The organism is Prevotella sp. P3-122 (assembly GCF_002251365.1).
Lineage (GTDB): Bacteria > Bacteroidota > Bacteroidia > Bacteroidales > Bacteroidaceae > Prevotella.
In genome coordinates, this window is sequence record NZ_NPJH01000041.1 from 56,864 (window position 1) to 83,782 (window position 26,919).

The window sequence follows — 26,919 nt, forward strand, 5'->3', positions numbered from 1 at the left end:
TCCGCTTAGCCCCAGGGTGTCGCTACGCTACATTTACCCTGGGCTTTGTGCTTTTGCGCTTACAGTGCGTAATGCCTATGGTATTCGTGTAATCATTAAAAATGCAAAAAAACACTATTTTTTTTATCATATTCACGCAGATTCTATTATCTTTGCAACAGAATAAATGCTTTTAACACAGCGGGTACCATTACCCAACGACAAATCTATTAACAGCATACAACATTATGAAGAAAGCATGTTTTTTGACGGCCGTCATTGCGCTCATGACACTCCCAGCCAACGCTAACGGCTACGACTATCTGACATTTGAAGACAACAGCGGGCAGCTAACGTCCATGACAGTAACCAATCTGAAGATTACCATCGCCGACAACAACCTCGTTGTCACCAACGCTGACGGCACTCTGCAGTTTCCCATCTCCTCAATGGCGAAGATGTTCTTTGCCGAGACATCGGGAGTAGGAGAGTTGCCCGCTACCGATGGCGGTGAGGTGGTTGCATATACTACAGCAGGTGTGCGCGTAGGAAAATTCAAGGATATCGAGGCCGCACGCCGAAGTCTCGACAAGGGCATATATCTGTTCAAGACTCAAGGTAAAACACTTAAGACCGTACTCGACAAATGACCATAATGCGCATCTCCCGACTGCTGACCATCATGTTGGCAGCTGCAGCCTCACTCACGGCATACGGACAGAGCATCCGCATCAGCGAGGCTGGAGTCACATACGTGCACTCGTCGGCCAATACTGGCGATATGACCTTCAATGGTTCCGTGCTCAACGTAGAGGGCAGGCAGTATCTGCTTACGCCACAGACCAGCATGACCGTCACTGCCGATGGCGTTGATGACAACACGGTCAGCGTAACCTACAACGGTACACAGGCAGAAGTCGTAGTAGCGGGAAACATTGCCCGTTACCTTACCGTTAACGCCAATGGGGCCGACGTCAGTATACTTGCAGCACCAGAGCTGCAGCAGTCTGTTGAGTACACTCTTCGTGGCACTTCCGCTGACGGCTCCTTCTACATGGATGGCGAGTATGCCGCAACCGTTATACTCGACAACCTCACGCTCACAAATGCTGACAGCGCCGCCATCAATATACAGGACGGAAAGCTAATCACCATTAATCTTGTAGGGCAAAGCACCATTGCTGACGCTCAGGGAATGGCTAACAGTGCATGCCTTTATGTCAATGGTCATGCCAAGTTCACCGGCGCAGGCACGCTTAACGTTACAGGAAACGCCAAGCACGGCATAACAGGCGACGAGCACCTGATAATAGAGGGTGGAACAATCAATGTCAACGCTGTGGGTGATGGGCTACACGTCAGTGAGTATTTCAAGCAGACGGGTGGCTCTCTGACCGTAAACGCACAAGGCGACGGCGTCGACATTGGTTTCAAGGGTGTCAATAAGGGCACCAAAGACCAGTATGCCGACAATGGCTTCGCATTCCTTGAAGGCGGAACTATGGACGTTACCACAACGGGCGAGGCTACAAGGGGAGTGAAGGCCGACAGTACCATCTTGGTCGCAGGCATTACGGCAACCGTCAGGACAACGGGCAATGCTTGCTATGACGCGACAAAGAATGACATATCATCAGCAGCCGCCATCAAGACCGGAGGGGCGTTCTCCATGACATCAGGCACACTCACACTCAGCAGCACAGGCTCGGCTGGAAAAGGTATCAACGCTACCGACAACATTACCCTCGCAGGAGGCAAACTCGACGTGGTAACAACAGGAGCAGTGTACGTCTATGGTGCCGAAGACTCTAAGCCCCACGGAGTAAAGACCGATGCGGACATCAACATCAGCGGAGGAACAATACTCGTTGCGGCATCAGGAGATTCAGGCTCCGCATTCAAGACCGACTACTATTTTACCATCAGCGGAGGTACGGTCATGGCTGTAGGAGGCAAGGCAAGCAAGCCTACATCGGCAACACAGAAATACTATACCTATACAGGGGTCAGCGTAACACCCGGGCAAACTCTCTCCTACAACGGAGTGAGCGCAACCATGCCTGACAACTACAGCGTGGCCAGTGGCAAAGTCCTTGTGTCATCGCCGACAATGTGAAATCTGTGAGTCCTTTATGCTTTGGGACAATAATACATTATATAGGAAACACGAGTGGCAAGGAGCAGATAGTCTCCTTGCCCTTCTTTTTTTGACAAACAGCAAAAAAATATGTCTTTATGTAAGCTATTTCGAAGAAAAAGTGTAATTTTGCAGGCTGGAAATGTAACACGAACAACTAATAGACACAATAGAACATGAAGAAAATCAGAGCAGCCGTAGTTGGCTACGGCAACATTGGTAAATTCAGCCTTCAGGCTTTGGAGGCAGCGCCCGACTTCGAGGTGGCAGGTATCGTACGCCGTCAGGGTGACAAGGACAAGCCGGCAGAGCTTGCTGCTTATGAGGTTGTTGACGACATAAGCAAGCTCAAGGACGTAGACGTTGCCATTCTGGCGACTCCCACCCGCAGTTGTCCTGACTATGCCAAGGCCATTACCGCCCTGGGCATCAATACTGTAGACAGCTACGACATACACACCAGTATTCTGGACTACCGCACGGAGATGATGCCGCTTAACAAGCAGACAAATACCGTGAGCGTTATCTCGGCAGGCTGGGACCCAGGCTCCGACTCTATAGTAAGGGTGCTGATGCAGAGCCTTGCCCCCAAGGGACTGACATATACAAACTTCGGTCCGGGCATGTCCATGGGACATTCAGTGTGCGTAAAGAGCAAGAAGGGTGTGAAGAATGCCTTGTCCATGACAATACCTCTCGGTGAGAGCATACACCGCCGCATGGTATATGTGGAGCTTGAGGATGGTGCATCGCTCGAGGAAGTGACCAAGGACATCAAGGCAGATCCTTATTTCTCACACGATGAGACCCACGTGTTTGCTGTTCCTTCCGTAGACGAGGTGCGTGATATGGGACATGGCGTGAACCTTGTGCGCAAGGGCGTGAGCGGACAGACACAGAACCAGAGGCTGGAGTTCAATATGAGCATCAACAACCCTGCTCTCACAGGACAGGTGCTGGTGAATGTGGCACGTGCTTCTATGCGTCTGCAGCCAGGATGCTATACCATGCCTGAGATACCTGTTATTGATATGCTTCCCGCATCGCGCGAGGAAATTATCAAGACACTTGTTTGACGTGAGTTCAATGAACTGATTTGATATTCGCAGGTCTCCGACTACGAGTTGCGAATTCCGAGTTATGAATTATGAGTTGTTGCCCGCAGAGCAGCAACTCATAATTCGTAAATATCAATCTCTGTAATTCAAAATATTGCAGTACGGTTAGCAAGATTCGCCTTCCACATACAACAGCATGCGTCCCACCAAGGAGGCACAATATGATATTTGTGGCTCATCAAACATTTCGAGTGATTACTGTTAATAGTAGTGTGGTCTATAGATATTGTTTTCATTGCTGATAAGGTTAATAACCTTTCGGCCGTAAGGTTATTAACCTTTCAGCCTTAAGGTTATTAACCTTATCAGGTTTGCAAACGTATGCGTAGGCTATCACAGATATATCAGACCCTCTTCAATAATAATAATGTATATGATATCACTCCATATTTCGGACGAACTGTATATGTCACTCTAACCTTAACAAAGCAACTTCTTTATGTTAGCGTTGCGGAATGACAACTCTACATAATACAATTCTTCACGTGCATCCCTTATTTCTTTTTCAGTACCACTACATTTATTTCTGGCCAGGCACCGAAGCGGAAGGGGACGGTACCACCGATGCCAGGAGAGACGTGCAGCATGGAATTGCCCTCAACGTAGCTTCCTCCCCACTCATTGTATGCCCATTTTGCAGGCGAGAAACGGCCCAGGCGCACCTGCCCGGCATGTGTATGTCCACTTAGTGTCAGGGCAATGTCGGTCTTGTTGAGCACTCCGCTGCGCCAGTGCGTGGGGTCGTGGCTGAGAAGTATCTTGAACATTCCCTCGGGTAATCCTGTTAGGGCTTTGGCGAGATTGCCAAATGACTTGAACGGCGGCTTGCCGATATTCTCTACTCCCACAATAGCGATGGAGCTTTTGCCACGTTTGATGACAACATTCTCATTCATCAGCATCCTCCATCCCATCTTGTCCTCCATGTATTGCAGCAGCATGCGGTCGCGTTCGGCCACCGTGATGCTGCGGCCATGAACCCTGTGCGTGCAGTCCTGCGCATACATGCAGTAGTCGTGGTTGCCCATTACGGAGTATACTCCGTCGGGAGCTGATATGGCAGAGAGAGTTTTCCTGAAAGGCAACAGCTCAATTGCGCTAACGTTTACCAGGTCTCCTGTGAACACCACCATGTCGGGATGCTGCCCGTTGACGGCATCGGCAAGAGAGTCTATGAAGGCAGGGTTGCGGAGAAAGGTTCCTATGTGAAGGTCGGAAAGATGGACTATGCAGTAGCCGTCGAAGTCGTCAGGCAAGAGCCTCGAGCGGCAAGTGCCCGTGCGGACCACTATGCGCCGCCACCCGAAGATGAAACCATAGAGCAGTGCGGTCAGCAACACTGCTGCCGCACCGAGTCCCACCTTCCATCCCATGGTTACTGCAAGCAGGGTGAAGAGCAGTTTGGGGAACATGATTACGAGCGTCAGCCCGAAGAATGCCCGGAACATGGTGTTGTGCCAGATACCAAGCTGTGCGGCTGCAAAAGTTGCCACTATGGCTGCTGAAGGCAGCCACCACAGCATGCCCAGCAAGGCGGAGCCGAGCGGTGAGACGTAGGTGGTGTGGATGTAAATGTCGGGTGCCACCATTGCCACAAAATACAGTACGGCGAAGAACGCCGCGAGGAGAGACTGCCTGCTCATTAATGCGATTATCCTAAGTGTTTTATTGGGGCATCACTCATCCATTTGGAATAGTGGGTCCTCAGGCATTACCATTACCGCTTTCTGCTCATACTCCTTGAGCAGGTTCTCGGGAACATATTTCTTGTCTACGACGAGGCGGAACATGTACTCATTGAACCAGCTGTCGGTCATGATGAGGCATCCGCGCTGTCCATAGTCCGGTCCCCACGAGTTTTCTACCTTCCACTTTACCGGCTTGCCATCGGCATCGAGGTCTACGGCCGCAAGTGTCATGGCATGCGTGGAGCCGCTGTCGAAGGTGGCTATTCGCTGCGCCTTGTCCATGCCGAAAGTAGTTGAGAACAGCGACCCGTAGTCGTAGTTGTTGAGGTCGAGGAGGCCGCGCTTGCGGTCGAGCTGCTTGCCCACGTCGTAGCTGCTGTAGAGCTTGCGTCCGTCCTTGAGCGATGCTATGGCCAGTGCGGCAATCTCGTCCATCGGCAGGTTGAGGTATTTCCAGTTGTGCCCGTCGTATGTGTGGCGGTCATACTCCACCTCGTATGTTTTGTGGAACGGTCGCCTTGGGTCGTTCATCACCATGATGAATGTACCGTTGACAGGTCCGCCCACCGTCTCGCGGAAGAACTCCATGGGTGTATATTTCCTTGGCTCGCCAACGGCTTTTCCGTTCTTGTCCTTGAATACGTATGTGAACTCGCTGACAGGCTGGCCTAGCGTCAGGCAGAGCATGTTGTATACCGTTGTGAGCATCTGTGTCTTGCGTTCGGCTATGGCCTTGCCATTCTTGCCCTTGGCAACCATGTCGCGCAGCTCCAGTCCGAACTCACGCAGCTTGCTTGCCACCAGTCTTGACATTCGTGAGGTGTTTTCCGCCGAGTAGGTCTCAGGCATCACGCTCTTGGGTACCAGTCCGTACTTGTCGGCAAGGTCGGCAACGCCGCAGAATGTTCCACCGTCGCCAATGGGACTCTTGAAGAAGAACTGCACGCGTGGGTCATCAATGGGCTTCGACGCACAGTCGATGACACCCTGAAGCATGAGGTTGGCCTTCTCCAGCTGGTCATAGAAGAACAGGTAGTCGTGCGAGAATTCCACGTTTAGCGAGTCGCCATGCTCCTTGGCAAAGTTCGCCCTGAGAACGTTGAAGCCCGAGAACATCCAGCAGCGCCCGCTGCTCTTTTGGTCGGCGATGCTCTGGCTGGCAGTCTCTACGGAGAAATGCGTGTCCACGGCACCCTGGTTGGCATGGTTCTTGGCAAGGTCGTCAATGCTGTTTGCTGCTATGGCGTTGAAGAGAGCTTTGCCCGCCGTATTGCCAGCCTCTACTTTCCTGATATCATCGAGCATCTGCTGCGAGATGCCCCCGTTTCTTGTCTGCGCCCCCATATTGAGCGCAACGCTCATGCTGAGAGCTAAAATAGTTGTTCTGTGGTTCATTGTTGTAATTAAAGATTTGTTTTTTTATTCTCTATTCCGCAAAAATAGCAATAAATGGCGAGCCACGCAATTAAATTCTGGAAAAAAGACATTGGCAACGAAAAAAATATAAGGTACCAGTAGACGAGGAAAATAAAAAAAACAATTTCCTTTGCCACTAAATATATTTGCAGTATCTTTGCCAAAGAATTGGCTGGCAGCCAAGGAAAACTTTACTCAAATTCCTAACAGGAGGATAAATAAGAGAAAAAGGAGGAGCATTTCAAACCAACCATGCAAATGCTAACTTAAAGAGATGACAGAAGAGAAATACGAGCTATTGAGCAAGATAGATTATCCTGCCGACCTGAGGAAGCTGGACATCAATCAGCTGCCACAGCTCTGTGACGAGCTGAGGCAGGACATCATTGATGAGGTGTCGGTAAATCCCGGACACTTCGCCTCAAGCCTCGGCGTCGTGGAGATAACGGTGGCCTTGCACTATGTATTCAACACTCCCGATGACAGGATAGTGTGGGACGTGGGGCATCAAGCTTATGGCCACAAAATACTGACCGGGCGGCGCAGGCAGTTCTGTACCAACCGCATGCTGCACGGCATCAGACCATTCCCGTCACCTGCCGAAAGCCCATACGACACTTTCCCGTGCGGACATGCGTCGAATTCTATTTCTGCAGCCCTTGGCATGGCAGTAGCGGCAAAAGTTGAGGGCAATGGCAGGCATGTGGCGGCAGTTATCGGTGACGGAGCCATGAGCGGTGGACTGGCCTTCGAGGGGCTGAACAACGTGTCGTCGACTCCCAACAACCTCCTCATAATCCTCAACGACAACGACATGTCCATTGACCGTGCTGTAGGCGGAATGGAGAAATACCTGCTCAATCTCGACACTAACGAGACATACAACAGGCTGCGCTTCAAGGCGTCGAGGTGGCTGCACTCTAAAGGCTACCTGAACGATAACCGCCGTAAGGGACTAATAAGGCTCAACAACGCCCTGAAGAGTGTGCTCAGTCATCAGCAGAACATCTTCGAAGGCATGAACATCAGGTACTTCGGACCGTTCGATGGACATGATGTCAAGGAAGTAGTAAGGGTTCTTAGGCAACTTAAGGACATGACAGGCCCGAAGTTGCTACACCTGCATACCATCAAAGGAAAAGGATATAAACCCGCAGAGGAGAGTGCAACAGTATGGCACGCTCCTGGCAAATTCGATCCGAAGACGGGGGAGCGCATTGTGGACAGTTCTGATGGCAGACCACCGAAATATCAAGACGTATTCGGACATACTCTGTTGGAACTGGCTGAGAGAAACCCAAAGATAGTGGGCGTTACTCCTGCCATGCCTACGGGGTGCTCGATGAACATCATGATGAAAGCTATGCCCGACCGTACGTTCGATGTGGGAATTGCCGAGGGGCACGCCGTTACCTTCTCTGCTGGTATGGCGAAGGATGGCCTGATACCATTCTGCAACATATACAGTTCGTTCTCGCAGCGAGCTTACGACAACATCATCCACGACATGGCGCTGCCAGGTTATCACGTGGTGCTCTGCCTCGACCGTGCAGGACTGGTGGGAAAGGACGGTCCTACTCACCATGGTGCTTTCGACATGGCATTCCTCAGAGCAGTACCCAACCTGACGATAGCCTCGCCAATGGATGAGCATGAGCTGAGGAAAATGATGTATACGGCACAATTGTCAGACAAGGGAGGCTTTGTCATCAGATACCCAAGAGGACGTGGCGTGCACGCTGACTGGCGATGCGCACTTGAGGAACTTCCCGTAGGACGTGGACGCCTCATCAGCCCCGGCCGTCATGTGGCTGTTCTGACAATAGGTCCCATAGGCAACGACGTTGCTGACGTAATAGCCTCCATGGACGAGAAACCGGCACACTACGACATGAGGTTCCTGAAACCTATAGATGAACAACTGCTCAGGGAGGTTGCTGAGAACTATGAGAGAATAGTAACCGTAGAGGACGGAGTACGCAACGGAGGCCTCGGCTCGGCAGTGATGGAATGGCTGAACGACAACGGGTATCTGAAGCCTGTGACACGTCTCGGACTGCCCGACAAATTCGTAGAACATGGCACCATTGAGGAACTGAGAGAAATTGTCGGACTTGACAAGGAGAGTATAAGGAAAAGCTTGTTGAGGCATTAGAATAATTGGACAAATAACAAAGAAACTGCATAAGAAGCTTATATACCATAATGAACTTATGAAGATAATCATCATAGGAGCATACGCTATAGGCACGCACCTGGCAAGGTTGCTGTCACGCAACAACGATGATATTACCATCATAGATGATGATGGTGAACGGTTGGCGCAGATTGGCTCTGATTTTGACCTCATGACAATGGAGGCCTCTCCGTCGAGCATCAACACCCTGACGGATGCCGGGGTCGCGGCTGCCGACCTCTTTATCTCTGTCACGCCATCGCAGAGTCTGAACATCAACACCTGTATCATAGCACATGCGCTGGGAGCACGCAAGACCGTGGCCAAGATCAGCGATGCCGAGTTTACCGCCGAGGACAAGAAGGAGTTTTTCAAGCGGCTGGGCATTGATGAGCTGATATATCCCGAGATACTTGCAGCCAGAGACATTATCAGTGGACTGAAGATGTCGTGGGTACGACAGCGTTGGGATGTTCATGACGGGGCACTGGTGATGCTGGGAATAAAACTTCGTGAGGCATGCGAGATTCTGAACAAACCACTCAGAGAGATAAGCGGGCCAAACGACCCATACCATGTGGTGGCCATCAAGAGAGGAACAGACACTATCATACCTGGTGGAAATGATAAACTGGAACTTTACGATTTGGCATACTTCATGACGACAAGGCAGTATATACCCTATATAAGGAAGATTGTGGGCAAGGAGCACTATGTCGACGTGAAGAATGTCATGGTGATGGGTGGCGGAACTACTGCGGTAAGAGCCGTGCAGACCATGCCCGAGTATATGGACGTTAAAGTCATAGAGATGAATCCTGAGCGTTGCGAGTATCTAAACGACATTCTCGACAACGACAAGACTCTCATCATAAACGGAGATGGGCGCGACATACCGTTGCTCACTGAGGAAGGCATCAAGAACACACAGGCCTTCGTGGCGTTGACGGGCAATGCAGAGACAAACATCCTGGCATGCCTGACGGCAAAGAGACTCGGTGTGAGGAAGACTGTGGCCATGGTGGAGAACCTTGACTATGCGAGCATGGCAGAGAGCCTCGACATAGGAACCATCATCAACAAGAAGGCCATTGCGGCAAGCCGCATATACCAGATGATGCTCGATGCTGACGTGATGAACGTCACGTTCCTGATGTCGGCGAATGCCGATGTGGCCGAGTTCATACCCAAGGAAGGCTCAAAGGTAACCAGGAAACCTGTAAAGGATCTGGGACTGCCACCGGGAATGACTATAGGAGGACTTGTGAGGGACAACATCGGAATGCTGGTGTCGGGAAACACTCAGATACAGGCTGGAGACTCAGTTGTGGTATTCTGCCACGGACAGAACATGAAAAAGATAGAAAGGCTATTCAATTGATAAACACTAAGATTATATATAAAATCCTGGGCACCCTGCTCTTCATAGAGGTATCGCTCATGCTCTGGTGTCTCATCGTGGCGTTCTTCTACCATGAGGATGATGTGCCGGCATTCATTATTTCGATAATTGTGACGGCGCTGGGAGGAATAGTCCTGAAATACCTTGGGCATAATGCCGACAACAACCTATCCCGTCGCGACGCTTATTTTGTGGTGTCGTTAGCTTGGGTGGTATTCTCGCTCTTCGGCACCATGCCATATATCATTGGAGGCTACATCAGCAATTTCACTGATGCCTTCTTCGAGACGATGTCGGGCTTCTCTACCACGGGGGCAACGATACTGAACGATGTCGAGGTGCTGCCTCACGGCATACTGTTCTGGCGCTCTCTCACCCAGTGGATAGGTGGATTGGGAATAGTGTTCTTTACCATAGCTCTTTTGCCGTCAATGGTTGGCGGCTCGACGAAAATCTTTGCCGCAGAGGCTACGGGACCCATAAGGACCAAGCTCCACCCGCGTCTGTCCATGAGCGCCAAGTGGCTGTGGGCGGTATACATCACCATCACCCTTGCCTGCATGGGCTGCTACCTGTTGTGCGGCATGGACTGGTATGAGGCCATTAATTTCGCCATGACGTCGGCGGCAACTGGAGGCTTTGCCATCTACAACGACAGCATACAACATTTCCACTCGCCCATGATGGAGTATGTCTCTACGTTTTTCTGTTTCATCTCCGGAGTGAGCTTCACCTTGCTTTACTTCTCGGCAGCTAAGCTGAAGTTCCGCGAGCTGTTCCGTAACACGGAGTTCCGCTTCTACTTCCTTTCAGTAGCCGTTTGTTCGCTCTGCATCATGTATACCCTGATGATGCAGTGCGGCTATGAGATGGAGAGAGCATTCCGCAGCGCACTCTTTCAGGTGGTGTCTTTCATAACTACCACGGGCTATTTCAACGATGACGCCGGGGCATGGCCCCACCTCACGTGGGTAGTGCTGGCATTGTGCATGTTCTCTGGTGCCTGCTCCGGCTCAACGAGCGGAGGCTTCAAGAGCATACGCTTGGTGATGCTGCTGAAAATAGTGAGCAACGAGTTCCGGCAGATACTTCATCCCACCGCCGTGCTGCCTCTGAAAATCAATGCTATCAACGTGCCGCAGCAGAAAAGGGTGACCCTGCTGGCCTTCCTTGCCTGCTACTTGATGCTTGTTGCGGTGATGACATTCGTCATGGTGATGTTCGGCATCGAGGGTGCAGATGCGATAAGCATAACCTTCAGCAGCATCGGCAATGTCGGACCGGCCCTTGGAAGCTCCATTGGCCCCATCATGTCGTGGGACGGACTGCCTGATGCAGCCAAGTGGCTAAGTGCAATCATGATGCTCATAGGACGTCTTGAGATATTCTCCGTTCTGATAATCTTCACTCCTGCCTTTTGGAAGGAAAACTGACGGTAGGGGAGAACTTGATGCGGAAGTCTTAATTTTTTTAATGTGGAAGATTAAGTGTAATTCATGATCTCTGCGTATTATATTAATATGAGACCATTAAAATTCAAAACATTACTTAAACAGACCATTTGGGGAGGCGACAGAATTCTGTCGCTCAAACATCTCGACTGCAACATTGAGAATGTGGGCGAGAGCTGGGAAATATCCGGTGTTGAGGGCAACGAGTCTGTAGTTGCCGAGGGTGAATATGAGGGTATGCCTCTCAACACACTGGTGGCCACTCTCAAGGATCAGCTCGTGGGAAAGGAAAACTATCAGCGTTTCGGCGACGAGTTCCCGTTGCTCGTAAAGTTTATAGATGCTCATAAGGACCTCTCCATACAGGTACATCCCAACGATGAGATTGCACGCAGGCATGGCAAGCCAAGGGGAAAGACGGAGATGTGGTATGTGCTCGAGCCCGAATCCACAGACACGTTCCTCTACAACGGCCTTGCCGCAAGCATCACACCGCAGCAGTACGAGGCTATGGTTGATGATGGAACCATCACTCAGGCATTGGCCAGGCACACCGTCAGTGAGGGCGATGTCTTCTTTATCCCCGCAGGCAGAATACATGCCATCGGCAAGGGGTGCCTTGTGGCGGAGATACAGCAGACCAGCGACGTCACCTACCGCATATACGACTTCAAGCGCAAGGACAAGGACGGCAACTACCGCCAGCTACATACCAAGGAGGCCATGGAGTGCATCGATTACAGCATAAGGAGCAACAACCGCATCACATATGAGAAGCAAGAGAACAAGAGCATTGAGGTTGTGGACTGTCCGTACTTCAAGACCTCTGTCTGTGATGTCAATGGCAAGGCTCACTTTGACTATGCCGCCATCGACAGCTTCGTCATCATCATTGCCACCAAGGGCAATGGCACCATCACCGATAGCGAGGGAAATAATATGCCATTAACTGCAGGAGAAACCATCCTGCTACCAGCAACAAACAAGTATATTGTTGCGGAGGGAAAAATGACTCTCATAGAGACACATGTGTGAGAGGCATTGCTAAGTTTAAGGGATGAGACTCTTATCCTTGTCATCCTCGCCATTGGTTGTGGCTGCGAGTTTTTCAATGTAGCTGGCAATGTCGGCTCTAATCCTTGCGAGGACCTCAGAGCGCAGATATCCATAATTCTTCTTCAGCATCATCGTCACATTGCCGATGCTGTTTGCATAGCACGACAGTTCGTTGCGGCATTGGGTGCCGTGTACGCTCTGCCGTGCTATTTCCTGTTGTCTTTCCTTAACCAGTATGGAGCACACGTTCTCAAGCATTGGTACCACAACCTTGTCGAAGAGATGATGCCCCTGTATATATAAATATGTGGTATCTGCCGTAACCCCAAGCCGCTTTAGGTCTTCCTTCACGGCCAGATAGCTGTTCTTGGCATCAGGGTAACGTTTGCGCATCACGGCACATCGGCGGTCTACTTTCCGTCGCAGGTTCTGCAGCAGCAAGTCGGCATTTCTTACGCTGAATTTACCAAGTTCAATGACCTTTAGGAAGTCTGTGATGCAGAATTCACCGTAATGGTCGTGACGGTAGCACCATATACTCCAAACGAACAATGGGAAGATGGCCTTCGAGAAAAGCTGCATGTACTCATTCATGTCAAATATGGCGTGGTCATTAAGCGTCACTCCCACGCACACGTCGTGGAGGGACGGAGCGAAGCATTGAAGGTTTTCTATGGCGTAGGCGTAAGTATGGAACACGTATGGATTGCTAATTATCTTCTGCGATGTTGGTGATGCGCCCTGTATGAGATAGTCGTAGTCTGCGTCCACGCAGGCTATCATGTCACGTCCTACCCTTCCCTCGACGAGACTCATCAATACAGCCTTCTTGCCACGGTCCAGATGGTCGTGACGCACGGGAAGCAGGACCTCGAAAAACATGCTCTCGTTCTCGAAGTTGCTGAGCACCGACCTCCAGAAGAAAATGTCGTCATAGCTCTCGACGTAAGCGACAACACGCCGCCTCGCCTTTTTCGAGGTAAGCCTGTTGGCAGCCTCTATATATGACGATGATATTTGGTCGGAAAGCCTTTTTGACATAGCGGAAATAATATGTTTTTTGGGAGAGTTGTTCCAGTGTATAATGGCATCACGCCTGGTCGGTGATGTCTGAAACCTCGGTGACGTTGTCCAGCCAGCCGTTCATTATTACGGCCGGACTGTGGGTGGTCAGTATAATCTGCACGTTGGGATTCAGCTCCATGATAAGGTCGATGAGCTGTTTCTGCCACTCCACGTGCAGGCTCACCTCAGGCTCATCCATGAACAGCACGTAAGGGCAGTTGTCCTCTACGAGCACCGTGAGCAGTATTACCAGCATCTGCTTTTCGCCGCTTGACAAAAGGTATGGCTGTAGCACCTCGCCAATCTGCGTAAACCTTATCTCGTTCTCCGTGCGGATAATCTTCTTGCCTGTATCTGCAAACAGATTGTCTACTATGTCCTGGAATTTCCTCTTGGGTTCGCTGAGACTCTGAGCCTTCAAGGCTGAGTCGGGGTCTCCCGACTGCAGAACCTCGATAATTCGGTTGCCGACATTCACCTGATAGTCCAAATACTTTCGCTGCAACTGAAAGAGCTGCCAGTCAAGCTCGGTGGCCAGGCTGAGATCCATCTTTGTGACAAGATCCAGATTGAGCAGTGGACGATCGAACGAGCGGATGAGGTCATACCTTATCCATCTGGCATCCTCGGGTACCACCTTCAGTCGTACGCCCTTTAGCATGTGGCTCGGGAACTCTCCTCCCTGAGACAGCCCTTTCACCACCTTGTTCAGGATTGTGCTTTTGCCCACTCCGTTCACACCGCTGAGGATATTCACTCTACGGTCAAGATTCCACACCACGTGCTTTTTGCCGCTCCACAGCGAGTCAATCTCTATTTGTTTGATATATTCGGCATATTTCTGCATAAGGCTCACATTGTTTACTTTCCTGCAAATATAGCGAATTAAGCCGAAAATAGCAATCCTTTTGACTTTTTTTACAAAAAGCTCAGGCTGAGCATGGATGAAACAGGAAAAAAGCACTAACTTTGTGGCGTAAATGAAGCAGCTTGGGAGGTCAAAGGGCTGAGGGCTTAGGACTAAAGTTTGAGGCTATAGTAGAGAAGCCTCCTCAGACCTCATGTCTTAAAAATATACAGCAGTATGATGTTATTTCGCATTCACATAAGTTCCACTCTCGTACACGTGATCTACGCCATAGCGTTGTCCGTAACCGCCATGATACCGCAGGCCATGGCCGATAGCCACGCTTGCCCTGTGCAGCTACCGCAGCCACGGGGTGTCACCACGCAGTGGAAGGCAGGTGTGGTTATGACCGAGGAGCAGGTGGCACGCTATGGACTCGACAGTTGCTTCACCGTATGCCACATCAGCGACGGCGTGTTTGCCAGGATGAATGGTCGCTCGTTCAAGAACAATCCCCAAATAGTGCGTGCCGACCTCCGATACTTGCGTTTGCTCCACTACGATGCTGTTGGTAATATCCTTGCGGGTGAGATGGTTTGCAACAAAGCTATAGCCGCTGACCTCGTAGCTATCTTCAGAAAGCTGTTTGATGCTCGATACCCTATTGAGCGTATGGTGCTGATAGATGACTATGACGCTAACGACGAGCGTTCGATGTCTGCCAACAATTCCTCGTGCTTCTGCTTCCGTAAAGTAGCTGGCGCACGTACTTTGTCAAAACATGCACAGGGAATGGCCGTGGATATCAATCCCCTTTACAATCCCTGTGTTAAGACACGCAACGGCCGTCGCATCGTACAGCCCGCAGTGGCTGGCAAATGGTGCGACCGCACAAGGAACTTCAAATACAAAATATCACGTGGCGACCTTTGCTACAGACTGTTCCGCGAACATGGCTTTCTATGGGGCGGTGACTGGAAGAACAGCAAGGACTACCAGCATTTCGAGAAATAATGCCTGTTGCCTCGCTGTTTGCAACGCCAGAATGGCATTATGCCACAACAAAGCAAAAGGAAACATAAAAGTACGAAAATATAGAGCCTCCATCTTTGCAGCCCCGCTTTTTCTGTTTATCTTTGAAGCCACAACCATATAAAAAAGGAGGCAACATTATGAAACGTTTATTCATTCTGGTGACAATGATCACCATCGGGGCAATCGTCAATTCTTCCCGCGCCTGCACAGGCATCACCCTCCATTCCGCTGATGGGGCCACCATCACGGCGCGCACCATAGAATGGGCTGGCAACGACCTGGAAAGCAGGTATTCTGTTGTTCCCAGAGGCTACACGCAGCAGTCGTATGTCCCTGGAGGCCTGAAGGAGGGCATGACCTTCAAGGCCAAGTACGGATATGTGGGACTCGCTGTGGAGCAGGAGGAGTTTGTCGTTGATGGGCTCAACGAGGCTGGCCTGGCTGCAGCGTTGTTCTATTTCCCTGACTATGGTCAGTATGAAGACTACGACCCTGCCAGCAAGTCTACAACCATCAGCGACCTTCAGCTCGTGTCGTGGATATTGTCCCGTTTCAGCACGATAGATGAGGTCCGCGAGGCCATCAGCGGCATTCATGTCGTTACAATTGACCCACGTGGCTCTACCGTCCACTGGCGCATCACAGAGGAGAACGGACGGCAGGTGGTCTTAGAGATAGTTGGCGGTAAGCCTACGTTCTACGAGAACACCCTTGGCGTACTAACCAATTCACCGGGCTTCGAGTGGCATATTACCAATCTAAACAACTACGTCAACCTCGCATCTGGTCCCATAAAGGAGCATAAGGTTGGCGAACTCATGCTGACGGCTTTCGGAGGAGGGGCGGGACTCCACGGCATACCTGGCGATATGACTCCACCGTCAAGGTTCGTCAGAGCAGCCTTCTTCCAAGCTACGGCGCCCAGGATGGAGACTGCCAGCAAAACTGTCACACAGGCATTCCATATCCTAAACAACTTCGACATTCCCACAGGCATACAGTTTGCTCAGGGGCAGCCCGTGCCCGATATCCCGAGCGCAACGCAGTGGACTGTGGCCACTGACATTAAGAACCGCCGAATATACTATCGCACGATGCACAACAGCAACATCCGCTGCCTCGACCTCAACACTGTAGACTTCGGTAAGGTAAAATACAGCTCGGCATTGCTTGACGAGGTTAAGCTTCAGCCCATAGAGACCATACGTATAGGGAAATAATAGGAAGCAAAGGAAACGGCAATGGGCATCAAATTATTAGGGCGTATAGTTTGTTGTACCCCCAAACGGAAAACCGTGTAGGTTCCTGATTTTGGTTGACTACTTACTTGCTTGCTGCAAATATAGTAACCAGAATGCGCTGTAAGCGCAAAAGCGCATAGCCCAGGGTAGAGCGTGGCGACACCCTGGGTATTTTCATGTCGGTAATCGTCGCGCTGAAAGTGCAAAAGAGTAGATAACAACGGGGGACACTCTATCAAATTATGCTTTTTTCGGGGATATGACATGCTCAATTTAAAGTTTTTGACTAAATTTGCACATTGAACGACGTTCGTGCACGGCATACATACTATGGTATAATGGACACGGACTATATAACAATGATTTAGAAATGAAAATATTTGCAATAGGAATGAACTATGCCCTGCACAATAAAGAACTGCACGGCACGTTATTAAAACCGGAGGCCCCCGTAATCTTCACCAAGGCCGACTCAGCCTTGCTGAAAGACCACAAGCCTTTCTTCGTCCCTGACCATCTGGGACGCATTGACTATGAGACTGAGCTTGTTGTCAGGATTTGCAGGCTGGGAAAGAACATTCCCGTCCGTTTTGCCCATAGATATTACGATGCTGTAACCGTAGGTATAGACTTCACGGCACGCGAGATGCAGACAAGGCTACGCGAGAAAGGACTGCCTTGGGAGATATGTAAGGGATTCGACGGCTCGGCAGCTATTGGCGAGTGGGTGGAGAAGGATAAGTTCAGGGATGTTCAGGCCCTACGCTTCCACCTCGACATCAACGGCGCACGTGTACAGGAGGGGTGCGCATGTGACATGCTTTTCAAGATTGACGAGATAATTAGCTACATCAGCCAGTTCTTCACCCTCAAGACTGGTGACCTGCTATACACCGGTACGCCGGCAGGCGTGGGACCAGTGAACATAGGTGACCATATGGAAGGATATATTGAGGACCGGAAGGTTCTGGAGTTTAACTGCAAATAAAACCTATCTTACACATATTATATATATGCGATACGCAACAGCCCTTTGGCTTCTCACTGCCATGCTGGCAATATGCCAGCCTGCCTGTGCGCAACGTTTCTTCAACCTCACGTCATCACAGGTAGAGATAGACTCCGTGATGCCTGAATTCTCGTATTCCCTACCGTTGGAGGGCAGCTATGAGGATTCGGTGTATACGGTGAGCATTCTGTACCCAGAGTTTATTGACATGACAAACCGTGACCTGACCAACTATGAGGCGCTGACCGATGACGAGCTGCCAGAAATGCCACTTATCACGCAGCGTATAGCCGTCAGCAGAAAGAAGGCAAGTCTGGAGATATTCTTCCGCCCGCTCGTTATGCGGGAGGGTAGGGGACAGATACTCGTAAGCTTCATGCTGAAAGTAGAGGCTACACCAAAGACTAAGGCGGAAAGACGCGCTCTGGCTAAGACGCGCGCTGCGGGGACAGCAAGCCGATATGCAGCCAAGTCTGTGCTCGCAGAGGGAAAATGGGCTAAGATTAGGGTCCCCGAGACAGGACTGTACCAGCTTACCGATGCATATGTGAGGAAACTTGGCTTCACAAGTCTTGCAAAGGTGAAGGTGTATGGCTACGGAGGCAACCTTCAGCCAGAGAAGCTCGATGCTGAATATCTTGCTGCCCATGATGATCTGAAGGAAGTGCCCGTGTATGAGGCCGACGGCAGGAAAGTGTTCTATGGATTGGGGCCTGTGACATGGAGTACTAACTCCAGCGCAAGGCGCACGCGTAACCCATACTCCGATTACGGCTACTATTTCCTTACCGAGAATGATGCTGAGCCGCTGACAGCTGACTCTGCCGACTTTGTCAAGGCGTTCTATCCTTCGCCTGATTACTACCACACCATTAGCGAGAGCGATGGTTTCGCATGGTATCACGGAGGACGTAACCTCTTCGATGTGAGGCCTATCCCCCTTAACAGCACTCAGACAACGGTATTCACCAACGAGGCTGGAGCAACAACCGGAAAGCTCACGGTGAACATCACGGCTGGGGTGGTAAGCACGGCGAGCGTGATGATTAATGACTCGCTCCTCGGCAACATTTCCGTAAGTCAACTGAAATATTACACGGGCAACGAGGAGACGGCCTCATATAGTATAAAGGGGCTGCATGCCAAGGACACTGTGAAAATTACCACTATAGCAGGAGGTCCTGTCCACTTGGACTTCGTGTCGATGGCATGGACAAAGGCCAAGCCTGCACCGGAGCTGAGCCTGACTTACCCTTCTCCGGAATATGTATATCACATAACCAATCAGAACCTGCATGCCGACAGCGCAATCGACATGGTGATAATAATACCTACATCGCAAAAACTCAGGGCGCAGGCCGACAGGCTTGCCGATTTCCATCGCAGTCACGATGGTTTGAGAGTGAAAGTGGTGCCCGCAGACGAACTGTTCAACGAATTCTCCAGTGGTACTCCCGATGCCAATGCCTACCGCCGCTACCTGAAGATGCTCTACGACCGTACCGTGGACGACAAGGACATGCCACGCTTCCTGCTGCTTTTTGGCGACTGCGTGTGGGACAACCGCATGCTCACCTCCAACTGCCGCACGATGTCGCCCGACGACTACCTGCTGGCATATGAGAGTGAGAACTCGTTCAGTGAGACTACATGCTATGTTGACGATGGCTATTTCTGTCTGCTTGACGACGGAGAGGGAGGAAGCCTGCTCACGTCGGATAAGCCAGACGTGGCAGTGGGACGTTTTCCCGTGACGACAGACGCAGAGGCCAAGATAATAGTAGACAAGACCATCAACTACGTGGAGAACAACAATGCGGGAAGCTGGCAGAACACTCTGGTGTTTCTGGGCGATGACGGTGATGCCAACGTACATATGAGGGACATCAACTCGGTTGCCGATGAGACCAGCAGCACTCATCCGGGCTACTTGGTCAAGAAGGTGATGTGGGATGCCTACCAGCAGGAGACATCGGCAACGGGCAACACCTATCCGGAGGTGAGAAACACCATACTTAAGCAGCAGGCCGCAGGCGCGCTCGTAATTGACTATGGTGGCCATGGGCGCCCAGACCAGATATCTCACGAGAACGTACTCCGTCTGACCGACTTTGTAGACTTCAGTAATACCAACCTCCCACTGTGGATAACAGCCTCGTGCGACATTATGCCCTTTGACGGAGTGGTGCCAACCATCGGTGAGACTGCTCTGCTGAACAGCAAGGGTGGGGCAGTGGCCTTCTTCGGAACGACACGGACGGTGTTCGTGCTTCAAAACAAGTCCATTAACCATGCCTTTTTGAGGTATGTGCTGAGTTTCGATGAGCAGGGAAACCCCATTACCATAGGCGAGGCGCAGAGGCTGACAAAGTGTTACCTTGTGACATCGGGTGAGGACCGCACGGCCAACAAACTGCAGTACTCATTGCTCGGTGACCCTGCCGTGGCACTGCATCTGCCTGCATACAATGTGGTCATTGACTCCATTAACGGCATCAGCACCGACAACCCCACCAGTGTGGCAACCATGAAGGCTGGAAGCATGGCACGGGTAGCGGGGCATATAGAGGGATGCCCCGACTTCAATGGTTTGCTCACTGCGACTGTCAGAGACTCACGGCAGCTCATCACCTGCAACATGAACTCGTCTGCTAAAGCTGATACGGCCTTCACCTACTACGACTACAATAAATACCTTTATAACGGGGCCGACAGCGTGAGGAATGGAACGTTCAACTTCAGATTCTCGGTACCAATGGATATTAACTACAGCAATGGCAACGGAAACATTACTATCCACGCCGTCAGCGACGATAGAAGGTTAGCTCATGGCTCCACCACCAGATTTAAGGTGGGAGGTACAGAGCATATCGACAACGACTCCATTGGCCCGTCAATATACTGCTACCTTAACTCGCCGCTGTTCACCAATGGAGGTGACGTCAACACCACCCCATTCTTCGTGGCGAACATCACTGATGCTGATGGCATCAATACAACAGGCAACGGCATAGGCCATGACCTGCAGCTGATTGTTGACGGCGACGTGTCGAAAACATACGTTCTCAACGACAATTTCGTATACGACTTTGGTACCTATACCAGCGGTACTACCTACTACGCCATACCGGAACTGGAGCCAGGCCATCACACGCTGCAGTTCAGGGCATGGGACATTCTTAACAACTCCTCGGTGGCCAAGCTCGACTTCAACGTCGTGAGCGGACTCAAGCCAAGGGTTACGAAGGTGAGCGCAACCAACAATCCTGCCACCACAGAGACAACATTCATAGTGACACACGACCGAAACAATGGCGAGATGGACGTGGTGATAGAGGTCTTCGATGCCAGTGGACGCCTGCTGTGGAAGCATGGCGAGAGCGGCGCGAGTGTGGGCAACACGTATACCGTGAAATGGAATCTCACCACCGACGGCGGACAAAAACTGCAGACGGGAGTATACCTGTACAGGGCAAGAGTGTCGTGCGACGGCAGCAGCCAGGCCACCAAAGCCAACAAACTTGTTGTCATAGGCAATAAATAGGCGCAATCAACGTTTTACATACTGTACAATAAGTTCAAAAAATACAAAATAACAGCAATAAGACGAATATGAACACCAGACAGATAGTCATCATAGCATGTGTAATACTGATGCTGCCAATGAAAATGGCAGCCCAGGACAAGGCCAACATGTTCAATCCTATCAATACCTCAGTAACATCGCAGACCATCGCACCTGATGCCAGAGCCGCTGGTATGGGCGACGTGGGAGCCGCTACTGACCCTGATGTGGTATCGCAATATTGGAATCCGGCAAAATATCCATTCACCATATCTCGTGCGGGAGTAGCGCTAAACTATACGCCGTGGCTGCGCCAGCTGGTGTCGGACATCGACCTGGCATACCTTGTAGGCTACTACCGCATAGGCGACTATAGCGCTGTGTCGGGCTCGCTGAGGTATTTCTCGCTTGGAGAGGTGTATACCAACAGCTCCATGACGGGAGAAGACGACATGACGATTAATCCATACGAGATGTCGCTCGACGTGGCTTACTCGCTCATGCTCAGTGAGCATTTCTCCATCTCGGCAGGAGTGAGGTGGATATACTCCGACCTCACGTATGACTATACCGAGGATACGTCTCCCGGTTCGGCTTTCGCTGCTGACATCTCCATGTATTACCAGAACTACATTAACCTTGGACCAAGGGAATGTCAGCTGGGACTGGGTCTCAACGTCTCGAATATCGGTAGCAAGATTACCTTCGGCGGCGATGACAACAGCGAGTTCATTCCTACAAACCTCAGGCTCGGTGCGTCGCTCATGATACCTATCGACGAGTACAACCGCTTCACCATAGCTGCTGATGCCAACAAGCTGCTTGTGCCGACATACCCCAAGCAGAACGAGGGAGAGAGCACCGAGGACTATACCGAGAGGGTGCAGAAGGACTATTACGACGTATCGAGCATAAGTGGTATCTTCAAGAGTTTCGGAGATGCACCTAATGGCTTCAAGGAGGAGCTGCAGGAGATACAGTGGAGCGTGGGAGCTGAGTACATATACAACGACAAGTTCGCACTCAGGGCGGGCTACCACCACGAGAGCGAGAACAAGGGCAACAGAAAGTATTTCACCGTGGGAGCGGGCTTCCGTATGAATGTCTTCTCGCTTGACGCTGGATATGTCATCGCTACGGCCAAGAGCAACCCTCTCGACCAGACATTGCGCTTCACCCTGAGCTTCGACATGGACGGTATCAAGGACCTCTTCAACAGACGATGATAGATTGTCAGGTTTCATGGGAGTCAGCAGGGTGTCTCCTAATAGTTACTACACCATATATAATAATGTAAGAATGGACATAAGAGTAGGAATGGGATATGACGTCCACAAGCTGGTTGAAGGGCGTGACTTGTGGCTCGGAGGCATAAAGATTGAACATAGCCTCGGACTGCTTGGCCACAGTGATGCCGACGTGCTTATACATGCCATCTGCGATGCTCTGCTGGGTGCTGCCAACATGCGCGACATAGGCTTCCACTTTCCCGACAACTCTGCGGAGACCCTTGATATGGACTCTAAGATCATACTGAGGAAAACAATAGACCTGATAGCATCTAAGGGCTACCATCTTTGTAATATCGATGCTACGGTGTGTGCCGAACGGCCAAAGATAAACCCTCATGTCGAGAAGATGAGGGCTTGCCTTGCAAATGTCATAGGTTGTGACGGTGACCGGATTTCCATAAAGGCTACTACTACCGAGAAACTCGGATTTACCGGACGCGAGGAGGGTATCAGCGCATATGCGGTGTGCCTCATATCTCGCTGATTATGTAAACCTTGGCTTGTTCGTGTGTAAGCAATAAGGCTGCTTTTGTGTACAAAAGCAAGGTGTTTTAATATATTTGCAACACTTTTTGCATTGTGTTCGGTCACGTCCTGTTGATATGTGTCAAGAAAAGCCGTGTTTTAGCATTGTTCTTTAGCTTTCTTTTGCTCACGTCGATAAAACTCTATACCTTTGCATCGTCAAAAGGTTAATAGATTGTTTAGGTTAGTAGTAATAGATTAGGTTTTTAGTTATTAGGTTTAAGGTAGATTTGATTTTTTGTTTAACGGATGACAATGGAAATCGCGAGGTTTTCATTACATTGAATAAAGAAGTTAAACATAATTTACGCCGTGGCTCGTTGAGAGTCGCGGCGTAATTATTTCAGCATGTTCTAAGCACATGGCATGGTTCAGTAGAAAATTCCAGGGGGGGCTACAGTGCCCCGTATGGTGAGTCTTTCCTCCATTTTTCTCTCTTATCCAGAATATGAACGGAAGATTTAATAGAGGTTCATCCGACATTTCGAGTGATTATCATTTATAGCAGTGTGGTCTGTATTTGTTACCTTCATTGCCGCTAAGGTTATAAATCTTGTCTGTGGCGTATTCATATTTGCGGTTCATGCTATATCTCGAGTGACAATATATTGTTGCGTGGTCTATGCATATATATATCATTGCCGATAAGGTTAATAACCTTTCGGGCGTAAGGTTATTAACCTTAAGGCCGTAAGGTTATTAACCTTATCAGGGATGCAAACGTATTCATCTCCTATGGCAAACGGTTTCACCCACTTCATTTAATAATTAGGGTGTACAGTTTGATGTACACAAAATGGAACTGTTCCTGATTTACTCTGACTACTTGTTCGCAGAAAATATATTGACCAGCACGCGCTGTAGGCGCAGAAGCACATAGCCCAGGGTAGAGCGCAGCGGCACCCTGGGTGTAAGGTGGCATTGTCCATGCGCGCTGTAAGCGCAAAAGCGTTATATGTCCTGCTGTTATCTACGCTTTTGCGCTTACAGTTCTCCTGATTCTGGCAAAGCACACCTAAAGGCGACTGGTAATGGGTGCCATGCTCAGCATTGTACTGGTCTATATTATATATATAAGGTACGAAGCCGTGAAAGTCTGTATATCCATTTTCCTCTGTTGGTACACCGCCCGTTCCAATTACCTCTGGGTTCAGCGATGCATTGGTATAGCCCTGCTTTGTCTGACAAACATTCTCCGTCATACGCTTATTATTTTTGCTAAAAGAATATTGATTTTTGCCACCAGACTTCAACGTGGCAATAATCAAAAAGAAATTGGCATTTATTTATAGGTACTGTGAGATAATATAAGTATCTTTGTAAACAAATTGATTTTATTATGAAAAAACTCTTATTATTCTTTTTTTGCACAGCAGTACCGCTTGTAGCGTTTGCAAAGACGGACATCACTGACCATACAATGTGGTATGACTCACCTGCCCATATATGGCTCGAAGCACTGCCATTAGGCAACGGCCACATGGGTGCTATGGTTTATGGCGGCACCGAGACGGAGGAAATACAACTTAACGACGAGACATTTTGGAGTGGTGGGCCACATAGTAATAATAGTACACGCGCACTGGCCAGTCTTGCTGAGGTGCGTCGCCTCATATTCGAAGGGAAAGAAGAGGATGCTGCCAAAATTGTTAACCGCGACTTTGTCGTAGGTCCTCACGGCATGCGCTTTCTCCCTATGGGTAGCCTGAAGTTCGAGTTTGATGGAGTGGAGGCCAGCAAGGTGAGCAACTACCATCGTTCGCTTGATCTACATAATGCAATCTCCACCACTCAATACACATGCAACGGAGTGAAGTACACTCGCGAGGTGTTTGCCTCTATGACAGATGATGTGATAGCTATGCGCATAACAGCATCGCACAAGGGTGCTCTTAGTTTCCGCATGCGATACGATAGCCAGTTACCTGCCGACATTAGCACAGAAGGCGGCAATGCCCTTCTTGCCCATGTGAAGCCTGTTTCGCAAGAGGGCATAGAAGGCAAGGTCTTTGCCGAATGCCGCGTCGAGGTGACAAGTGATGGCACCACAGTGACTGACGGCAAACAGGTTACGATACACAACGCAACCACAGCCACTCTCATTATTGCTTCTGCGACCAACTATGTCAACTTCTGCGACCTCTCCGCTAATCCTACTGCCCTTATAGCCCAATCAATAAGCAAAGCAAAGGCATATACCTACAAGGCGTTGAAGGTGCGCCACATGAAGGCATTTGCCAAGCAGTTCAACACTACTAAGCTGCGCCTTACCGGCGGACAAAATTCCAAATTGCCAACCAATGTCCGTCTCGACCGCTTCTACGACAATCCTGACGATCTGGGCATGGTAGCGCTTCTCTTCAACTACGGTCGCTACCTCCTCATCTCTTCCTCACAGCCAGGTGGTCAACCTGCTAATTTGCAAGGACTCTGGAACAACAAGCTCAATGCACCATGGGACTCGAAGTACACCATCAACATCAATACGGAGATGAACTACTGGCCTGCCGAGGTGACTAACTTGTCCGACACTCACCAGCCTCTCTTCGATATGATTGCTGACCTCGCAGTCACTGGTAAAGAGACTGCTCGCACAATGTATGGCTGTCGCGGTTGGGTGGCTCACCACAACACAGACCTGTGGCGCATAGCAGGTCCTGTAGATGGTGCAGCGTGGGGAGAATTCCCAAATGGTGGGGCTTGGCTCACCACTCACATTTGGCAGCACTATCTCTACACAGGCGACAAGCAGTTCCTCGAGAAATACTATGAAGTGATTCGAGACGCAGCGGTGTTTTACCTCGACTACATGCAGCTCCATCCACAGTATGGATGGCTCGTTTGTGTGCCCTCAGTGAGTCCCGAGCAAGGACCTCGCGGCAAGAGAACGCCCATTACAGCGGGTTGCACAATGGATAATCAGATAGTCTTCGATGCTATCAGCAACGCCCTCAATGCAGCACTTATACTTAACAAAGACGAGGACTTGCAGACTGACTTCAGAAGGGCTCTCTCACAGCTTCCACCTATGCAGGTAGGGCGATACGGCCAGCTTCAGGAGTGGTTGCAAGATGCCGATGACCCTCACAACGAGCACCGCCACATCTCTCATCTCTATGGTTTGTACCCAAGCAATCAAATTTCTCCTTTTTCTCACCCAGAACTCTTCCGTGCCGCTGCCACAACGCTCAAGCATCGTGGCGACCAGGCAACTGGCTGGAGTCTTGGATGGAAGACAAACTTTTGGGCCCGCATGCTGGATGGTAATCATGCGTTCGCCATCATCAAGAATATGCTGCGCCTGCTCCCCGACGAGAATAAGAGCACCACTAGCCAGTATCCTGACGGACGCACATTCCCTAACCTTTTCGATGCTCACCCACCTTTCCAGATAGATGGTAACTTTGGCGTCACAGCGGGAATTGCAGAGATGCTTCTCCAGAGCCATGACGGAGCCGTTCACCTTCTTCCTGCACTGCCCGACGATTGGTCAGAAGGCAGTATTTCCGGACTTCGCGCTCGTGGCGGATTCGAGGTCTGTCTCGCATGGAATAATGGCAAACTTGGCAAGGCTACAGTAAAGAGCACCATCGGTGGCACCCTTCGCCTTCGCAGCTCCGTTCCTTTGAAAGGCAATGGCTTGAAGGCTGCTGAAGGCAAATGTCCTAATCCTCTTTTTGCGCCAGCCGACATTCAACAACCTATTATAAACAAGGAAGGGGGAAGCAGGAGCATAAAAGCTTTCATCCCCAAAGTCTATGAATATGACATCACTACAAAAGCAGGCAAAACCTACACCTTTACAAGCATTTAGAAGTATCCATGCCATAGGATAATGCAAGTGCTTTTATGGCCAAATGGTATTTGTCATTATTATAATAAATCAATATGAAGTATACTATTAAGCGTTTTTTTGG

The 26,919-nt window shown here is 50.2% G+C and carries 19 protein-coding genes; 14 read left to right on the plus strand and 5 right to left on the minus strand.

Annotation, left to right across the window (positions count from 1 at the left end; translation table 11 throughout):
* Positions 1–227: 227 nt before the first annotated feature.
* From CIL02_RS07795 to CIL02_RS07805, 3 genes are all read left to right on the plus strand, one after another.
* Positions 228–629 carry a hypothetical protein gene (locus CIL02_RS07795; RefSeq protein ID WP_094400601.1) on the plus strand — a complete coding sequence of 134 codons (402 nt, stop codon included), beginning with the start codon at positions 228–230 and terminating at the stop codon, positions 627–629.
* A 5-nt stretch (positions 630–634) separates the two neighbouring features.
* Complete coding sequence (locus CIL02_RS07800; RefSeq protein WP_170935044.1) at positions 635–2,095, plus strand: carbohydrate-binding domain-containing protein; 1,461 nt, start codon at positions 635–637, stop codon at positions 2,093–2,095.
* A gap of 197 nt (positions 2,096–2,292) precedes the next feature.
* Positions 2,293–3,192 (plus strand): diaminopimelate dehydrogenase, encoded by a 900-nt coding sequence (locus CIL02_RS07805; RefSeq protein ID WP_094400604.1) that lies wholly within the window; start codon positions 2,293–2,295, stop codon positions 3,190–3,192.
* Positions 3,193–3,728: 536 nt separating this feature from the next.
* Here CIL02_RS07805 and CIL02_RS07810 read toward each other — a convergent pair.
* Together CIL02_RS07810 and CIL02_RS07815 are read right to left on the minus strand one after the other, a co-directional pair.
* Positions 3,729–4,877, minus strand: coding sequence for a metallophosphoesterase (locus CIL02_RS07810; protein ID WP_170935045.1), 1,149 nt, complete (start codon positions 4,875–4,877; stop codon positions 3,729–3,731).
* Positions 4,878–4,910: 33 nt separating this feature from the next.
* Entirely contained in the window at positions 4,911–6,317 is a 1,407-nt protein-coding gene (locus CIL02_RS07815; RefSeq protein ID WP_094400606.1) for an aminopeptidase C, read from the minus strand.
* A 295-nt stretch (positions 6,318–6,612) separates the two neighbouring features.
* On the opposite strand from CIL02_RS07815, the gene dxs reads away from it, so the two are divergent.
* The 4 genes from dxs (at position 6,613) to CIL02_RS07835 (ending at position 12,402) form a co-directional block, all read left to right on the plus strand.
* Complete coding sequence (gene dxs, locus CIL02_RS07820; RefSeq protein WP_094400608.1) at positions 6,613–8,493, plus strand: 1-deoxy-D-xylulose-5-phosphate synthase; 1,881 nt, start codon at positions 6,613–6,615, stop codon at positions 8,491–8,493.
* Between the two features lie 58 nt (positions 8,494–8,551).
* Positions 8,552–9,895: a Trk system potassium transporter TrkA gene (gene trkA / locus CIL02_RS07825; RefSeq protein WP_094400610.1), complete on the plus strand. Its 1,344-nt coding sequence runs from the start codon at positions 8,552–8,554 to the stop codon at positions 9,893–9,895.
* On the plus strand, positions 9,892–11,349 hold the full coding sequence (locus tag CIL02_RS07830) for a TrkH family potassium uptake protein (RefSeq protein ID WP_094400612.1): 1,458 nt from the start codon (positions 9,892–9,894) through the stop codon (positions 11,347–11,349). Before trkA ends, CIL02_RS07830 begins: the two co-directional genes overlap by 4 nt.
* 87 nt (positions 11,350–11,436) lie before the next feature.
* Positions 11,437–12,402, plus strand: a complete 966-nt coding sequence (locus tag CIL02_RS07835) for a type I phosphomannose isomerase catalytic subunit (RefSeq protein ID WP_094400745.1) — start codon at positions 11,437–11,439, stop codon at positions 12,400–12,402.
* A gap of 15 nt (positions 12,403–12,417) precedes the next feature.
* On the opposite strand, the gene CIL02_RS07840 is transcribed toward CIL02_RS07835, so the two are convergent.
* Positions 12,418–13,464 (minus strand): DUF4435 domain-containing protein, encoded by a 1,047-nt coding sequence (locus tag CIL02_RS07840; RefSeq protein WP_094400615.1) that lies wholly within the window; start codon positions 13,462–13,464, stop codon positions 12,418–12,420.
* A 49-nt stretch (positions 13,465–13,513) separates the two neighbouring features.
* Positions 13,514–14,335, minus strand: a complete 822-nt coding sequence (locus CIL02_RS07845) for an AAA family ATPase (protein ID WP_094400617.1) — start codon at positions 14,333–14,335, stop codon at positions 13,514–13,516.
* Between the two features lie 237 nt (positions 14,336–14,572).
* Between CIL02_RS07845 and CIL02_RS07850 the strand changes: the two genes are divergently transcribed.
* The 6 genes from CIL02_RS07850 (at position 14,573) to ispF (ending at position 22,961) form a co-directional block, all read left to right on the plus strand.
* The gene (locus CIL02_RS07850) at positions 14,573–15,349 is read left to right on the plus strand and encodes a M15 family metallopeptidase (protein ID WP_240513584.1); all 777 of its coding nucleotides are present in this window, start codon (positions 14,573–14,575) and stop codon (positions 15,347–15,349) included.
* A 158-nt stretch (positions 15,350–15,507) separates the two neighbouring features.
* Entirely contained in the window at positions 15,508–16,590 is a 1,083-nt protein-coding gene (locus tag CIL02_RS07855; RefSeq protein WP_094400749.1) for a linear amide C-N hydrolase, read from the plus strand.
* 391 nt (positions 16,591–16,981) lie between these two features.
* The gene (locus CIL02_RS07860; RefSeq protein ID WP_094400619.1) at positions 16,982–17,599 is read left to right on the plus strand and encodes a fumarylacetoacetate hydrolase family protein; all 618 of its coding nucleotides are present in this window, start codon (positions 16,982–16,984) and stop codon (positions 17,597–17,599) included.
* A 25-nt stretch (positions 17,600–17,624) separates the two neighbouring features.
* The gene (gene porU, locus CIL02_RS07865) at positions 17,625–21,164 is read left to right on the plus strand and encodes a type IX secretion system sortase PorU (RefSeq protein WP_141210169.1); all 3,540 of its coding nucleotides are present in this window, start codon (positions 17,625–17,627) and stop codon (positions 21,162–21,164) included.
* 110 nt (positions 21,165–21,274) lie between these two features.
* Complete coding sequence (gene porV, locus CIL02_RS07870) at positions 21,275–22,411, plus strand: type IX secretion system outer membrane channel protein PorV (RefSeq protein WP_240513588.1); 1,137 nt, start codon at positions 21,275–21,277, stop codon at positions 22,409–22,411.
* A 73-nt stretch (positions 22,412–22,484) separates the two neighbouring features.
* A complete protein-coding gene (gene ispF / locus CIL02_RS07875) occupies positions 22,485–22,961 on the plus strand; it encodes a 2-C-methyl-D-erythritol 2,4-cyclodiphosphate synthase (protein ID WP_094400624.1) in 477 nt (158 codons plus the stop codon).
* Positions 22,962–23,763: 802 nt separating this feature from the next.
* On the opposite strand, the gene CIL02_RS16025 is transcribed toward ispF, so the two are convergent.
* Positions 23,764–24,204 carry a hypothetical protein gene (locus tag CIL02_RS16025; protein WP_141210170.1) on the minus strand — a complete coding sequence of 147 codons (441 nt, stop codon included), beginning with the start codon at positions 24,202–24,204 and terminating at the stop codon, positions 23,764–23,766.
* A 137-nt stretch (positions 24,205–24,341) separates the two neighbouring features.
* On the opposite strand from CIL02_RS16025, the gene CIL02_RS07885 reads away from it, so the two are divergent.
* The gene (locus CIL02_RS07885; protein WP_094400628.1) at positions 24,342–26,816 is read left to right on the plus strand and encodes a glycoside hydrolase N-terminal domain-containing protein; all 2,475 of its coding nucleotides are present in this window, start codon (positions 24,342–24,344) and stop codon (positions 26,814–26,816) included.
* Positions 26,817–26,919 lie beyond the last annotated feature (103 nt).